This window comes from Vibrio sp. 10N.222.49.A3 (genome assembly GCF_041475145.1).
Lineage (GTDB): Bacteria > Pseudomonadota > Gammaproteobacteria > Enterobacterales > Vibrionaceae > Vibrio > Vibrio tasmaniensis_A.
The window spans coordinates 1-14,963 of the sequence record NZ_JBFRVM010000225.1; the positions used below are offsets into that span (position 1 = coordinate 1).

The following is a 14,963-nucleotide window of genomic DNA, read 5'->3' on the forward strand; positions in this document are numbered from 1 at the left end:
AAGTGAACGGCATTAAGCCACTGGCTCGGTTTTTTATTTGGCTTTCAGAAACATGAGTTACTCGAATTCATTTCCCCAATTATCAAGTTCTCTAGTCCCACAGACCTTACATTCAACGTAACGATCCATGTTGTAGTAATGACCACCATTGATAATTGAATTAGCAAACAGCTTTATTCTTCCTAACAAAGTTTTGTCGGTATCATAGCTGCTTGTTTGGCGAACAAGAATTTCACTATGTGGCGTTTCTTTATTGCACGTTTTACAAAAATGAGTCGCTGGAAATCCAGACATAACCTTTTCCTTTGGTTGAGAAAACTAGGTTAGAAACAGCCGTAGAATTAGGTCAGACTCATTTTTTATGATTACATTGAAATGGCTGATATGCCATGTTAATGGATTGTTTTTGTCGAGTTATACCACTCAATTAATGCGCTTTGAATAGGATTCAGTTATCATCTGTTGCACGAAATTTTGGTTAGATGTACGGAACTATGCTAAAAGTCGCGATAAATGGATTTGGACGAATAGGGCGCAATGTATTGCGCGCTGTCTATGAAAGTGGCAAAAGCCAACAAATCAAAGTAGTAGCGGTCAATGAGCTTGCTCAACCTGACGCTATGGCTCACCTATTGCAATACGACACCAGTCACGGCCGCTTCGGCAAGAAAATCTCTAACGATCAAGAGCACATCTATGTTCATCATGGCATTGGTGCTGAAGATAAAGGAGAGTTTGATACGATTCGTATCTTACACCTTGCTGATATTGAGTTGTTACCTTGGCGTGACCTTGAGGTTGATATTGTTCTCGATTGTACCGGTGTTTACGGTTGCCGAGATGATGGCCTAGCGCACATCGCTGCTGGAGCTAAAAAGGTACTGTTTTCACACCCTGGAGCTAACGACCTTGATAACACCATTATCTATGGTGTAAATCACGATACTATCGAAGCTGACCACCGAATCGTTTCCAATGGTTCATGCACCACTAACTGTATTGTCCCTATCATTAAAGTACTTGATGATGCCTTTGGTATTGAGTCAGGTACCATTACGACCATTCACTCTTCAATGAATGATCAGCAAGTTATTGATGCATACCATAGCGACTTGCGTCGTACTCGAGCAGCAAGCCAATCTATCATTCCTGTCGACACTAAATTGCATAAAGGTATTGAAAGAATCTTCCCGAAATTTTCTAACAAGTTCGAAGCGATATCTGTGCGTGTGCCGACGGTAAACGTCACTGCGATGGATTTAAGTGTCACAATTAATACAAATGTGAAAGTTAATGACGTAAATCAAACCATTGTTAATGCTTCCCAGTGTACATTACACAATATAGTTGACTATACTGAAGCGCCGCTCGTTTCCATCGACTTTAATCACGATCCCCATAGCGCAATCGTTGATGGTTCACAAACTCGAGTGAGCAATGGCACCTTAGTGAAAATGCTGGTGTGGTGTGACAATGAATGGGGCTTTGCGAACCGAATGCTGGATACGGTTCTTGCAATGCAAGCTTCAGAAGGCAAGAAGTAAGACCTAGAAGCAAATGTGTGGATTATTTATTTTTTAGCTTGAAATAAATACTAAGTGTCCACATATTATTAGCAGTTAAAGCATTACCAGTTGAATAATTTATAGGCTTAGCAGGGTTGCTGAGTTTCCAAAACTTTATTTTTATTTAAATTTGAGAGGACAAATCATGTCTGTGATCAAGATGACTGACCTGGAACTTGCAGGTAAACGCGTATTCATCCGTGCTGACCTAAACGTACCAGTAAAAGACGGTAAAGTAACTTCAGATGCACGTATCCTAGCATCTCTACCAACTATCAAACTTTGCCTAGAAGCTGGCGCAAAAGTTATGGTTACTTCTCACCTTGGTCGTCCTACTGAAGGCGAGTACAACGAAGAGTTCTCTCTAGCTCCTGTAGTTAACTACCTAAACGACGCACTAGACTGTGACGTTAAACTAGCGAAAGATTACGTAAATGGTCTTGAGCTAAACGCTGGTGAACTAACTGTTCTTGAAAACGTTCGCTTTAACAAAGGCGAGAAGAAGAACGAAGAAGCTCTTTCTAAGCAATACGCTGCACTATGTGACATCTTCGTAATGGATGCATTCGGTACAGCTCACCGTGCTCAAGCGTCTACACACGGCGTTGGTACTTACGCTCCTGTAGCATGTGCTGGTCCTCTTCTAGCTGCTGAGCTTGAAGCGCTTGGTAAAGCAATGGACAACCCAGCTCGCCCACTAGTGGCTATCGTTGGTGGTTCTAAAGTTTCTACTAAACTAACCGTTCTAGAATCTCTTTCTAAAATCGCTGACCAACTTGTTGTTGGTGGTGGTATCGCGAACACGTTCATCGCTGCTGAAGGCCACAACGTAGGTAAGTCTCTATACGAAGCTGACCTAGTTGAAACAGCTCAGAAGCTAATGAAAGAGTGTGCTATCCCTGTAGCGACTGACGTTGCATGTGCTAAAGCATTCGACGAAAACGCAGAAGCTGAAATCAAGCACGTTTCTGAAGTTCAAGACGACGACATGATCTTCGACCTTGGTCCAGATTCAACTGCTGCTCTAGCTGAAATCATCGGCAACGCGAAAACGATTCTTTGGAACGGCCCTGTAGGCGTCTTCGAATTCAAGAACTTCGAAGCGGGTACAGCTGGTATTTCTAAAGCAATCGCTGATTCTGAAGGTTTCTCAGTAGCGGGCGGTGGTGACACGCTAGCAGCTATCGACAAGTTCGGTATCAAAGCAGATGTTTCTTACATCTCTACTGGTGGCGGTGCTTTCCTTGAGTTTGTTGAAGGCAAAGTACTTCCTGCAGTAGCTATGCTTGAAGAGCGTGCTAAAGCGTAATTGATTTAGAAAGGCGAGATACGAATCTCGCCTTTTAACGTTTGCTGCATATCACACTTATTTGCTAGAATAGCGGAAGTGAGCAAACGATTGCAAATTTTTAAACTTAAGTTTTTTATCTTAAAACGAATAGAATAAATAGGACTATTTCCATGTCTAAGATCTTCGATTTTGTAAAACCTGGTGTAATTTCTGGCGATGACGTACAGAAAGTATTTGAAGTAGCAAAAGAAAACAAATTTGCTCTTCCTGCAGTAAACGTTGTTGGTACTGACTCTATTAACGCAGTACTAGAAGCGGCTGCTAAAGTTAAGTCTCCAGTTGTTGTTCAGTTCTCTAACGGCGGCGCTGCATTCTTCGCAGGTAAAGGCGTTAAACTTGAAGGTCAAGGCGCACAAGTTCTTGGTGCTGTAGCTGGTGCAAAATACGTACACGCTGTCGCTGAGTCTTACGGTGTTCCAGTTATCCTGCATACTGACCACGCTGCTAAGAAACTTCTACCATGGATCGACGGTCTACTAGACGCTGGTGAAGAGTTCTTCGCACAAACTGGTAAGCCTCTATTCTCTTCTCACATGCTAGACCTTTCTGAAGAGTCTCTAGAAGAGAACATCGAAACATGTGCTACTTACCTAGCTCGCATGGCTAAAATGGACATGACAATCGAGATCGAACTTGGTTGTACTGGTGGTGAAGAAGACGGCGTTGATAACTCTGATATGGACGCATCTGAGCTTTACACTTCTCCAGAAGACGTAGCATACGCATACGAGAAGCTAATGGCTGTTAGCCCACGTTTCACTATCGCTGCATCTTTCGGTAACGTACACGGTGTTTACCAAGCTGGTAACGTTGTACTTACTCCAACTATCCTACGTGACTCTCAAGCATACTGTGCAGAGAAGTTCGGTATTGCACCTAACGCTCTAAACTTCGTATTCCACGGTGGTTCTGGTTCTTCTGAAGCAGAAATCCAAGAGTCTATCGGCTACGGTGTTATCAAAATGAACATCGATACTGATACACAGTGGGCAACTTGGGATGGTATCCGTCAGTACTCTGCTGATAACTTCGATTTCCTACAAGGTCAAATCGGTAACCCAACTGGCGAAGCTGCGCCAAACAAGAAGTACTACGATCCACGCGTATGGCTACGTGCTGCTCAGTCTTCAATGGTTACTCGTCTTGAGAAAGCATTCGCTGACCTTAATGCTGTAGACGTACTATAATTCTTTGAATTAAGTACTCTTTAAGTTTTAAAAACCCGCTCATTGAGCGGGTTTTTTTATGTCTGATAAAAACTTGTATTAAATATGTGAAAAACCTAGCCTACGGTGAATAAATTTCGTAGTCTTTTAGTTATCGGTATTTGCGTTTATTGGTAAGTTTTATTAATTCAAAAGCTTACATAAATATGACTTTGCAATCGGTCAAAGATAGGATATCGTGCCGAAAAACTGGACCTGGTTCAGTTTATAAAAAGGACTTGGCTTTAATTTACTTTTAACACAGTGACTTAACAGGAGTTAAACTGTTTATTATTGTAAAAGTAAGTTTGGCTTAAGACAGTTTAGCTCATAGCATATTATATAGAGGATGCACATTATGGCTGATAGTTCGACAGCGCTTGAGACTCCAATTGTGGATGGTTTATCTCAGGCCGAGCAGTGGTTAACAAATAATTCAGATCTATTTATCCAATACGGTGTAAACATTATCTCTGCACTGATAATTCTATTTATTGGTAACTTGATTGTTAAAGCAGTCGCGAATAGCGTATCTAAGGTTCTTGAGAAGAAGAAGATGGACCGAGCTGTTGTGGAATTTATCCACGGTTTAGTTCGTTACTTATTGTTTGTTATTGTTCTTATCGCTGCACTTGGTCGTTTAGGCGTTCAAACTGCATCTGTAGTTGCTGTTATTGGTGCGGCTGGTTTAGCCGTTGGTCTTGCGCTGCAAGGCTCACTATCTAACTTTGCAGCGGGTGTACTTATCGTTGCATTCCGTCCATTCAAGTCTGGTGACTACGTGGAAATTGGTGGTGTAGCGGGTTCAGTTGATTCAATTCAGATCTTCCAAACTGTTTTAACAACACCAGACAACAAAATGGTTGTAGTACCTAACGGAAGCGTTATCGGTAGCCCAATCACTAACTATTCTCGTCATGCGACGCGCCGTATTGACCTAATGATTGGTGTTTCTTACAACGCTGATCTTCAGAAGACAAAAGCGCTACTGACTAAGATCTGTGAATCTGATGAGCGCGTATTGAAAGATCCAGGTGTTCAAGTAGGTGTTCACACGCTAGCTGATTCTTCAGTTAATTTTGTTGTTCGTCCATGGGTTAGTACTGCTGACTACTGGAATGTTTATTTCGACCTTATGCAAGCTATCAAAGAAGGCTTGGATAACGAAGGTATCGAAATCCCATTCCCGCAAATGGATGTACACATGAATAAAGTTGAAGCTTAATTTCTAGTTAGTTTTTATAGCTATAAGCTTTTATAAGGAAAGGCGGATAACTTAGGTTATTCGCCTTTTTTGTTGGATGAGTAAAGTTTGTTTGATGACTAAAGAAGAATAGGTTTACCCGTATTGCTCAATGAGTCCATTGGCGAGCACAAGTGCAATAGCGAACATCATGGTTGCTACCGCGATATCGATGCCTTTCTTAACTTTAGGTTTCGATAGCGTTGGACCTAGCTTTGCTGCGCCCAATGACAAGGAATAAAACCACACGAATGAAGCTAAGATAGTCCCCATCGCAAACGCAACTCTGTCGTTGCCTTCAAATTGCCCACCAATAGATCCAAGAATCACCACGGTATCCAAATAGAGGTGTGGGTTTAATACTGTTACAGCTAATGCACCCAAAATAACGGTGCGCTTGCCACGAGCCAATACCTCACCTTTTGATTCATCACTGGTGCGCGTTTTGAATGCACTGCGCAGTGATAGCAAACCATATACCGTTAGAAAAGCGATACCGCCCAATGTCACAGAGGTAAGCAGCAATTCATTTTTAGACAGAATTGCTCCGCCACCAAAAATACCCAATGAGATAAACAGGGTATCGAGCAGGCTACAAATCGTTGCAGTCGTTAAATGATGATTGCGTTTTATGCCTTGATTTAGGACGTACGCATTTTGTGCGCCTATCGGGATTATCATACTTGCCCCTAGACCAAAACCTTGTAATAAAACCCAAAAACTCATTTTAACCTCCACTTAATTAACGATATTTACGTGCTATGTGGCGAAGATACTCCGACCCTTTAAATAAGTATAATTAATGATTTTAATCTATTATTAGAGTTGCTAATGTGGTGTTGGGTTAGCTTAAAAAGGAAGCAAATTGATGCGTGGATTGGATTATAAATGGATTGAAGCACTGGATGCCGTGGTGAAACAACGTAGCTTTGAGAGAGCCGCTGAGCAGTTATACATCTCCCAATCAGCGGTGTCCCAACGTATCAAGCAGCTAGAAAAGTGGTTAGCCCAGCCTGCGCTGGTGAGAGAAAACCCACCAAGACCTACACCAGCAGGAAAAAAGCTGTTGGGTTTGTATCGTCGTGTTCGCTTGTTAGAGCACGAGCTTGTGCCTGAGTTAATGAATGAAGAGGGTACTCAACCACTATCGATATCCATAGCCACCAACGCTGATAGTTTGGCGACATGGTTGTTACCTGCACTGTCGGATGTGATGAAGTCTCGTCAAGTCGAGTTGAACCTCGCGATTCATGGTGAGTCTAGAACCATTGAAAAAATTAAAAGCGGTGAGGTTGCCGGTGCGATCAGTTTGGAACCTCAAGCGATTCCTGGGTGCAGTGCAGACTACCTCGGTAGGATGGATTATGTGTGTGTGGCGAGCCCTGATTTTCATCAGCGTTACTTTTCAGAGGGCGTAAACTACGCCACCTTAAGCAAAGCGCCTGCGGTTTCCTATGATCAATACGATGATCTGCATAAGAAGTTTCTGCATGACCATTTTAACGTACCGAGAGACAGTGTGATCAATCATACGGTCGGCAGTTCAGAAGCATTTGTGCGCTTGGCATTATCGGGTGTTGCCTATTGCTTGATTCCTCGATTGCAGATTATCGAGGAACTAGAGTCTGGTGCTCTGATTGATATTACCCCTGACTTTCTGCTGTCTTATCGCATCTATTGGCACCATTGGCAGCTTGAGAGCGGGGTGCTAAAAGAGGTATCCCAAGCGATATTAAGTTTTGCTCACAATCATTTACCTCAGTAAGTTGTCGGTTTTTTCAGCGTCAAAGTTCTGTTAGATGTGCACAATCAGGATTGGCTAAACGACAAATTACTCTATGATGGAAGGACATTTGTTTAGCATAGGTCTACCTAATGAAGTTTGTACCAAAGATGTTAGCAACGTCTCTTACTCTTACTGCTGCGTTGAGTGCTGTGAGCTTTCCATCACTGGCTGACTCTCCATCCTTTCCGCATATTTCAACAACAGGTTATGGTGAAGTCATCGCGACACCGGATATGGCGATATTCTCAGTGAGAGTGGTAGAGTCAACGATGACGGCTGAACAGGCTAAAAGTACTGTTGATAAAGTGGTAACGGGCTTTCTAAATAAGCTGCACCAAGCCGGCGTAGATGAGGCGAGCGTACACAGCTCTAATCTGTACCTATCTCCTCAGTACCATTATCCCAAAGATGGCAAACCAGAATTGGTTGGCTACCGCGCTTCACGTAATGTGAGCGTTCAAGTGAATGAGCTCGCTAATCTCAATGAGTACATGGATATTGCAATAGGACAGGGTATTAACCAGATCGATAATATCCAACTGCAAGTTCGTGACCAAGCCAAGTATCAAGAGCAAGCACGCTTAGAAGCGATCAAAGATGCGACATCAAAAGCTAAATCATTAGCGAGTGGTTTTGAGCGTGAGCTCGGTGATGTTTGGCGTGTTGATTACAACGCACAATCTTCTCAGCCTGTGCTAATGCGTTCAATGGCGATGGATGCAAGAACAGAATCGAACTCTTATGAAGACTCAACGATCACCATTCGTGATCGTGTCAATGTGATCTATCAGATCGAAGAGTAACAGCAGCTTTATAGAAGGTTTTGGATCATGATGATCTAATACCAATCGTAGTAAATAACTGTTCACCCTAGCTTGTTAAAATGCTCAATAACTGTGTTAGAATTTTTGATTGTAGAATAACTACTTATCGAAAAATTCCGCCTTGTTCTCAAGCCTTTTTCCTACGCTATTTTTGATCACTTACTTACTGTGATTGGTATAATTACCTACGATAGGCCAAATACTAAAAAGGCTCTCATGATGAGAGCCTTTTTTATGCATTTTGAGTGCGATGATTAGTGAAGAAGACGAGCACGGATTGTGCCTTCGATCTCTTTCAGTTTAAGCAGTGCTTCTTCAGAGCGATCGGCTTCTACATCGATAACAACATAACCCATATCTGCTGCAGTCTGTAGGTACTGACCCGCGATGTTGATCCCTTCTTCTGCGAAGATGGTGTTGATCTGAGTTAGGATACCTGGGCGGTTCTCATGGATGTGTAGCAAACGAGAAGTACCTGTATGCAATGGCAGTGATACCTCTGGGAAGTTAACACTTGATAGCGTAGAGCCGTTATCAGAGTATTTCGCTAGTTTACCAGCAACTTCAACTCCGATGTTCTCTTGTGCTTCTTGAGTTGAACCACCCACATGAGGCGTTAGAATCACGTTATCGAACTGCATTAATGGAGACTCAAACGGGTCTGCATTGGTTTTTGGTTCTGTTGGGAAAACATCAATAGCCGCACCAGACAGGTGACCAGAATCCAGAGCGCCACACAGAGCAGGGATGTCAACTACCGTGCCACGAGCTGCATTGATAAAGATAGAGCCAGGCTTCATGCGCTCGAACTCTTCTTTACCCATCATGTCTTTAGTTTCATTGGTTTCAGGTACGTGTAAAGAGATCACGTCACACTTATTCAGCAACTCGGTCATAGTATGAACTTGAGTGGCATTACCTAGAGACAGCTTGTTTTCGATATCGTAAAAGTAAACACGCATACCAAGGTTTTCAGCAATAATACCCAGCTGAGTACCGATGTGACCGTAGCCAATAATACCTAAACGCTTACCACGAGCTTCGTAAGAGTTGTCTGCACTCTTTTTCCAGATACCACGGTGAGCAAGAGCATTCTTCTCTGGAATACCGCGAAGCAGTAATAGAACCTGACCTAGAACGAGTTCAGCAACACTTCGAGTGTTTGAGAACGGTGCATTGAAAACAGGGATACCGCGCTTTGCTGCTGCTTGAAGGTTGACTTGGTTGGTACCAATACAGAAACAACCGACTGCAACCAGCTTTTCAGCCGCATCAATAACTTCTTGGGATATGTTGGTGCGAGAACGGATACCAATGAAGTGAGCATCTTTAACTGCTTCAAGAAGTTCATCTTCAGGTAGTGAGCCTTTGTGGTACTCAATGTTTGTGTAACCAGCGGCTTGCAGTACTTCTACAGAAGAAGGGTGAAGACCTTCTAGAAGTAGAATTTTTATTTTTTCTTTTTCCAGTGAAACTTTGGCCATTGTTCTCGTCCTTAAAATGGAAAGGTTGGGCAAATGCGGCGCACGTGCTACAAAATGGCTGAAAGGGGAACAAATTCACCACTTTGTTAGGAGACAAACGTTTTCCCTGTGCGTCTTCTGAACAATAAAGTAACAAAAAAAAAATGTTTTGGGTAAGAAAATTACGGAATAAGACATAATTTTACAGCAATAAAGCAAAAAAAACGGCGCCCTAGGGCACCGTCTGTAATGAAGTAACAGAAAACCTCAATCTTCTATTATTTATTCTTCGATTTTTGCACCTTCAGGCGTGCCAGTGATAACTACATCAGCACCACGGTGAGCGAACAGACCAACCGTTACCACACCAGCGATACCATTGATGATATCTTCTAGCTGTTTTGGGTTTTCGATCGCCATGCCGTACACATCTAGGATCACGTTGCCGTTATCGGTTGTGCAGCCTTCGCGGTAAACTGGGTCACCACCAAGTTTTACGAGTTCACGTGCTACGTATGAACGTGCCATTGGGATAACTTCAACAGGCAGTGGGAATTTACCCAACACATCAACTGCTTTGGTACCATCAACGATACAAATAAACTTATCAGAGATAGCTGCTACGATTTTTTCACGAGTCAAAGCAGCGCCGCCGCCTTTGATCATATCGCGAGAACCGTTAATCTCGTCAGCGCCATCAACATAGATGTCTAGCTTGAATACGTCGTTGCATTCGAATACTTTGATTTCTAGCGCTTCTAGTTTTTCAGTAGAGGCTACAGAGCTTGAAACCGCACCCTTGATTTTGTCTTTCATTGTGCCAAGTGCGTCGATGAAGTGATTTACTGTTGAGCCAGTACCTACACCTACAATGCTGCCTTCTTCAACATATTGAAGTGCTGCCCAGCCCGCTGCTTTTTTCATTTCATCTTGAGTCATGCCATTCTCCTGAATAAGGTCTTGCGCTTTGAATTAATCGTTTGCGTAATGATGAAGTTAACGTTTAGATATTGGGGTAACTTTTGGATATCGAGGTTAACGTTTGCGGCGCGATTATAGCGCTTTAATGGTTGTTTTCCCATTGCCAAGTTTTACTCGGAGTCACGATTTTAGGTAACGGAATGTCCCATTCTTCAATTGGCAGTGTATCGACATGCTGGCAATCATGAGCCAAACCAATTGGCGTTGCGCCTTCACCCGTCTCGAACCATCGAGCCAAGGTGCGATCGTAATATCCGCCGCCCATGCCTAAGCGATGCCCTTGAGAGTCAAAGCCTACAAGGGGAGTCAGAATGAGATCGAGTTGCTGACAAGGTTTAACCAGCATTTGATTGAGCTGAGGTTCGACAATGCCGTACTTATTCAAAACAGTGGGTGTGGTTGGAGAGTAATGTAGAAACAGCAGATGTCCGGCAGAGAAGGGGTGTAATACTGGTAAATAAGTTTGCTTGCCTTGCGCCCATAACCATTCAATTAAAGGCTGGGTATCGAGTTCGCCATCAATGGAAATATAGAGGGCGATATGTTGAGCTGACTGAATCTCATCAAGCTGAGAGCACTGCTTAACTAAGTCCATACCGGATTGAGTTTGTTGGTCGCCAGATAAGGCATTGCGTTTGATACGGATCTGTTTGCGAAATTCGCTGCGTGTGAGCGTCTTCATAAGAAGGGATACCCCAAAGTGCCGTTGAGAATAGATGGCCCTTGAACCAGCGAGTTCAAGGCGGATCAGCAATGATTACCGTAGGCTTCTCGGCGGACCGAGCATGCTCAATAGCACTCAAGTACTAACCCTTAGGGATTGCTTATCGGCTCGGGGACGTGAATCCTCTGACAAACACTCCAGGGTAAATTTTGTGTACGCTATTGCTGTCCGTGCTTAACTTTACTGAGGACATCTGAAAGTGATGTCGTGAGCTGTTCCATTCGCTCGGTCAGTGCGTTTTGTTCATCATTTGCTTCAAACTTCTTGGTTTGTAATTCATAGCAAATGTTCAGAGCTGCGATCGTTAGCAGCTTCACTTCATTGGTTACCTTAGTACGTTCAGCCATCTCTTTCAATCGATTATCAAGATCGGCCGCCGCTGCAATCAATGACTCTTCTTGCCCTGGGGGACAATTCACTCGAGTCAGTTTTCCTAATATTTCAACGTCTACCGCTTGATTACTCATGATGGATGAACTCTTTAACGCACTATTTAAGGCTGTTGCTCTTTATCATTTTTTGAGAAAGAAAAAGTGCAAGTACCGATGAGGAAGCAATCTCCTCTGAGGGAGAAACTATAGGTAAACCGCTATTAAGATTCAAGCTTTTCAGAGTGACTGTTTGTAAATGAGAGCTTGAGCACACAGTAATTCAGCAAATTGAACAATTGGTAGTCAGTCATCCTTCAATTGCTCAGGATCGACGCTTACCAGAATTGGGGTGAAGTGGTACGATTATACTATCGATATAAAGAATAACTGAGCGAGCTATCTGATGAGCGAAACTACTTTACCTGACTACCTAACGGTTGCGACTGAACTTCAATCGGCAAGCCTAGCCGTAAACCCTGCTGAGATGCATGGTTTATTAACGGGTATGTTGAGCGGAGGCTTAAACCTAGCAGATAAAAGCTGGCAACCACTTATCTTTGATTACACCAATGAAGGCATGGGGTGGCCAGATCGCGCATTAACGTTAGCGGAAGCTACATTAAAGGTGACGACCAGAGAAATCACAGGTTCAGGCATGGAACTGTCTATGTTGCTGCCTGATGAAGACGCAAGCGCAAGCTTGTTTGATTTGGCTGATGGTGTGTCAGATTGGATTAACCACTTTATTTCTGGTTTAGGCTTGGTTGGCGCTCAATTGAATAAAGCGTCTGACGGTACCAAAGAAGCATTAGCTGATCTTGAAGAGATGGCAAAGCTAGGCATTGACGAAGACGATGATATGGAAGAGCAGGCGCAGCTTCTAGAGCACGTTATTGAACACGTCAAAGCGTGTGCACTAACGATTCATGCTGAATTCGGTGCTCGCCCATCTGAAGATGCGGCTCCAACCATTCATTAATCCGCTTGTCGGTTTGAGGTTATAATGGCTCAGTATGATGTTGTAATTGCTGGTGGCGCAATGGCGGGGGCGACCTTAGCCCTTGCTCTGAATCACCTCAGTCAAGGTTCTCTATCGATCGCGGTAGTAGAGCCTTATCAGGTTGATCATCAAGCTCACCCAGGCTTTGATTCTCGTTCGATTGCTTTGTCTTATGGCACGGTACAGATCCTCGACTCTTTGCAGTTGTGGCAATCTATCGCTCCCGTTGCAACTCCGATCAAAGATATCCATGTGTCGGATAGGGGCCATGCCGGAATGACGGACATCTACAGCGAAGAGCTTGCTGTTGATGCGCTTGGCTATGTGGTCGAGTTGGCGGATGTGGGGCGAATCTATCAGCAGAAGCTTGAATCAGAAGCTGCAATTACGATGCTTTGCCCTGAGTCTGTTAGAACCGTTGAACGTGATGAATCGTTAACGACGATTGAGCTGACAAGTGGGCAGACAGTAAGCACTAAGTTATTGGTTGCTGCTGACGGTGCTATCTCAACCTGTTGTCAGCAACTGAATATCCCATTGAGCGAACATGACTTTGAACAAGTTTCGGTGATTGCCAATATTGTTGCTAGTGAACCGCATCAAGGTCGAGCCTTTGAGCGTTTTACTCATCATGGGCCAGTTGCTCTGTTACCGATGAGCGACAACCGTTTATCGCTAGTTTGGTGTTTGTCACCGGAACAAGCACAAAAAGTGGTGGCCTTAAACGACAACGAATTTCTTGAGCAGTTACAGAATGACTTCGGTTGGCGACTTGGCCGACTAGAGAAAGTCGGCAAGCGTGCGAGCTACCCACTGATTCTTCGCCACCGACAGCAAAATATCTCTCATCGATTTGCCATTGTTGGCAATGCTGCTCAAACACTTCACCCTATTGCGGGACAAGGTTTTAATCTTGGCATTCGTGATGTGGCTTCCTTGGCGGAAGAGTTATGTACTCAATTGGATGATGTGGGTCGTTACACAGGTCTTGTTAACTTTAGAAAGCGCAGAGAACAAGACAGAGACACGACGATTACGTTGACTTCAAGCCTAGTTCATCTGTTCTCAAACGATTTTTTGACCGCTCGTATTGGGCGAAACCTTGGGTTAGCCGTAATTGATAACCTTCCACCACTTAAAGGTCCACTTTTGCGTCATACGCTTGGCCTAGTAGAAAGATAAGGTAATAAATAATGATGCAAAGTGTTGATATCGCGATTGTTGGCGGTGGCATGGTTGGCCTAGCGCTTGCGGCTGCACTGAAAGACAGCGATCTAAGGATTGCGGTGATTGAAGGCAGAGCGCCTAGCGAAGGGCTTAGCGAATTGCCTGATGTGCGTGTGTCGGCATTGAGCCGCTCGAGTGAAGTGATTCTTCGCAATCTAGGCGCATGGCAAGGTATCGAACAAAGACGTGCTGCGCCCTACCAAGCGATGGAAGTGTGGGAACAAGACAGCTTTGCTCGCATTGAGTTTGACTCAACACGCTTAGCACAGCCTAACCTAGGCCATATTGTAGAAAACCGCGTAATCCAATTAGCGCTGCTTGATCAGGTTAAGAAGCAAGATAATGTCAGCCTATACATGCCTGCAACGTGTAAAACGATGGCGATTGGTGAGAGCGAAGCATGGCTAACGTTAGACAACGGCCAAGCGCTGACAGCAAAGTTAGTTGTTGGAGCTGACGGTGCAAACTCTTGGGTTCGCAAGCAACAAGATATCCCATTAACTCATTGGGATTACGGCCACAGTGCGATTGTCGCGAACATCAAAACCTCAGAGCAGCACCATAGCGTTGCTCGTCAAATATTTACACCTCAAGGCCCATTGGCGTTCCTGCCAATGCAGCCAAGCAAAATGAGCTCGATAGTTTGGTCTACGGAGCCTAATCGTGCCGAGAAGCTTGTATCAATGTCGGATGCTGATTTTAATAAGCAGCTAACGGCAGAGTTCGACTCAAAACTTGGTTTATGCGAAGTGGTTGGTGACCGTTTTGCCTTCCCACTGCGCATGCGTTATGCACGTGACTTTGCTGTAGAGCGTGTCGCTTTGGTGGGGGATGCTGCTCATACTATTCACCCATTAGCAGGGCAAGGCGTGAACCTTGGTCTATTAGACGCAGCAAGCTTAGCGCAAGAGCTGTTAACACTATGGGCTTCTGGTGAGGATATTGGCACCAAGCGCAACCTTCGTGGCTATGAGCGCTGGAGAAAAGCTGAGGCGGCGAAAATGATTGCTTCAATGCAGGGCTTTAAAGATCTGTTTGAAGGCGATAATCCGGCTAAGAAGCTAATTCGTGGTATCGGTATGAAGCTTGCTGGTCAATTACCGGGTGCGAAAGATGAGATAATGAAGCGAGCGCTGGGGTTGTCGGGCAATCTTCCGGATTTAGCTAAGCGCCCCGTAGCACACCGATAGTCGCGTGAGATGGATTGATCCGCACCAGCAGTT

At 44.1% G+C, this 14,963-nt stretch carries 15 protein-coding genes and 1 other RNA gene; 9 read left to right on the forward strand and 7 right to left on the reverse strand.

Features of this window, described 5'->3' with window-relative positions; translation table 11 throughout:
* Positions 1 to 57 precede the first annotated feature (57 nt).
* Positions 58 to 294, reverse strand: coding sequence for a hypothetical protein (locus AB4589_RS23590; RefSeq protein WP_135383121.1), 237 nt, complete (start codon positions 292 to 294; stop codon positions 58 to 60).
* 200 nt (positions 295 to 494) lie between these two features.
* Here AB4589_RS23590 and epd point away from each other — a divergent pair, with 200 nt between their 5' ends.
* The 4 genes from epd to mscS all read left to right on the forward strand — a co-directional run bounded on the left by epd (position 495) and on the right by mscS (position 5,346).
* Positions 495 to 1,544, forward strand: a complete 1,050-nt coding sequence (gene epd / locus AB4589_RS23595; protein ID WP_029222970.1) for an erythrose-4-phosphate dehydrogenase — start codon at positions 495 to 497, stop codon at positions 1,542 to 1,544.
* 166 nt (positions 1,545 to 1,710) lie between these two features.
* Positions 1,711 to 2,874, forward strand: coding sequence for a phosphoglycerate kinase (locus AB4589_RS23600; protein ID WP_009847672.1), 1,164 nt, complete (start codon positions 1,711 to 1,713; stop codon positions 2,872 to 2,874).
* 152 nt (positions 2,875 to 3,026) lie between these two features.
* Positions 3,027 to 4,103 carry a class II fructose-bisphosphate aldolase gene (gene fbaA / locus AB4589_RS23605; RefSeq protein WP_009847671.1) on the forward strand — a complete coding sequence of 359 codons (1,077 nt, stop codon included), beginning with the start codon at positions 3,027 to 3,029 and terminating at the stop codon, positions 4,101 to 4,103.
* A gap of 376 nt (positions 4,104 to 4,479) precedes the next feature.
* Positions 4,480 to 5,346, forward strand: a complete 867-nt coding sequence (gene mscS, locus AB4589_RS23610) for a small-conductance mechanosensitive channel MscS (RefSeq protein ID WP_009847670.1) — start codon at positions 4,480 to 4,482, stop codon at positions 5,344 to 5,346.
* Between the two features lie 114 nt (positions 5,347 to 5,460).
* Here mscS and AB4589_RS23615 read toward each other — a convergent pair whose 3' ends face one another.
* A complete protein-coding gene (locus AB4589_RS23615; RefSeq protein WP_269337037.1) occupies positions 5,461 to 6,090 on the reverse strand; it encodes a LysE/ArgO family amino acid transporter in 630 nt (209 codons plus the stop codon).
* Positions 6,091 to 6,232: 142 nt separating this feature from the next.
* On the opposite strand from AB4589_RS23615, the gene AB4589_RS23620 reads away from it, so the two are divergent.
* Entirely contained in the window at positions 6,233 to 7,129 is an 897-nt protein-coding gene (locus tag AB4589_RS23620; RefSeq protein WP_372101816.1) for a LysR family transcriptional regulator ArgP, read from the forward strand.
* Positions 7,130 to 7,239: 110 nt separating this feature from the next.
* Complete coding sequence (locus tag AB4589_RS23625; protein ID WP_372101817.1) at positions 7,240 to 7,953, forward strand: oxidative stress defense protein; 714 nt, start codon at positions 7,240 to 7,242, stop codon at positions 7,951 to 7,953.
* A gap of 275 nt (positions 7,954 to 8,228) precedes the next feature.
* On the opposite strand, the gene serA is transcribed toward AB4589_RS23625, so the two are convergent.
* From serA to zapA, 5 genes are all read right to left on the reverse strand, one after another.
* Entirely contained in the window at positions 8,229 to 9,458 is a 1,230-nt protein-coding gene (gene serA / locus AB4589_RS23630) for a phosphoglycerate dehydrogenase (protein WP_017097288.1), read from the reverse strand.
* Positions 9,459 to 9,719: 261 nt separating this feature from the next.
* Positions 9,720 to 10,376 (reverse strand): ribose-5-phosphate isomerase RpiA, encoded by a 657-nt coding sequence (rpiA, locus tag AB4589_RS23635; protein WP_009847664.1) that lies wholly within the window; start codon positions 10,374 to 10,376, stop codon positions 9,720 to 9,722.
* Between the two features lie 124 nt (positions 10,377 to 10,500).
* Positions 10,501 to 11,100: a 5-formyltetrahydrofolate cyclo-ligase gene (locus tag AB4589_RS23640; RefSeq protein ID WP_371710237.1), complete on the reverse strand. Its 600-nt coding sequence runs from the start codon at positions 11,098 to 11,100 to the stop codon at positions 10,501 to 10,503.
* Between the two features lie 6 nt (positions 11,101 to 11,106).
* Positions 11,107 to 11,289, reverse strand: a non-coding RNA gene (ssrS, locus tag AB4589_RS23645) — 6S RNA.
* Positions 11,290 to 11,300: 11 nt separating this feature from the next.
* Positions 11,301 to 11,609 (reverse strand): cell division protein ZapA, encoded by a 309-nt coding sequence (gene zapA / locus AB4589_RS23650; RefSeq protein ID WP_004735366.1) that lies wholly within the window; start codon positions 11,607 to 11,609, stop codon positions 11,301 to 11,303.
* Positions 11,610 to 11,916: 307 nt separating this feature from the next.
* Here zapA and AB4589_RS23655 point away from each other — a divergent pair, with 307 nt between their 5' ends.
* From AB4589_RS23655 to AB4589_RS23665, 3 genes are read left to right on the forward strand one after another with little or no spacing between them, the layout of a single operon-like run.
* Positions 11,917 to 12,492 (forward strand): YecA family protein, encoded by a 576-nt coding sequence (locus AB4589_RS23655; protein ID WP_371710236.1) that lies wholly within the window; start codon positions 11,917 to 11,919, stop codon positions 12,490 to 12,492.
* 24 nt (positions 12,493 to 12,516) lie between these two features.
* Positions 12,517 to 13,695 carry a 2-octaprenyl-6-methoxyphenyl hydroxylase gene (gene ubiH / locus AB4589_RS23660; RefSeq protein WP_371710235.1) on the forward strand — a complete coding sequence of 393 codons (1,179 nt, stop codon included), beginning with the start codon at positions 12,517 to 12,519 and terminating at the stop codon, positions 13,693 to 13,695.
* An 11-nt stretch (positions 13,696 to 13,706) separates the two neighbouring features.
* The gene (locus tag AB4589_RS23665; protein ID WP_371710234.1) at positions 13,707 to 14,930 is read left to right on the forward strand and encodes an FAD-dependent 2-octaprenylphenol hydroxylase; all 1,224 of its coding nucleotides are present in this window, start codon (positions 13,707 to 13,709) and stop codon (positions 14,928 to 14,930) included.
* Positions 14,931 to 14,963: the final 33 nt, after the last annotated feature.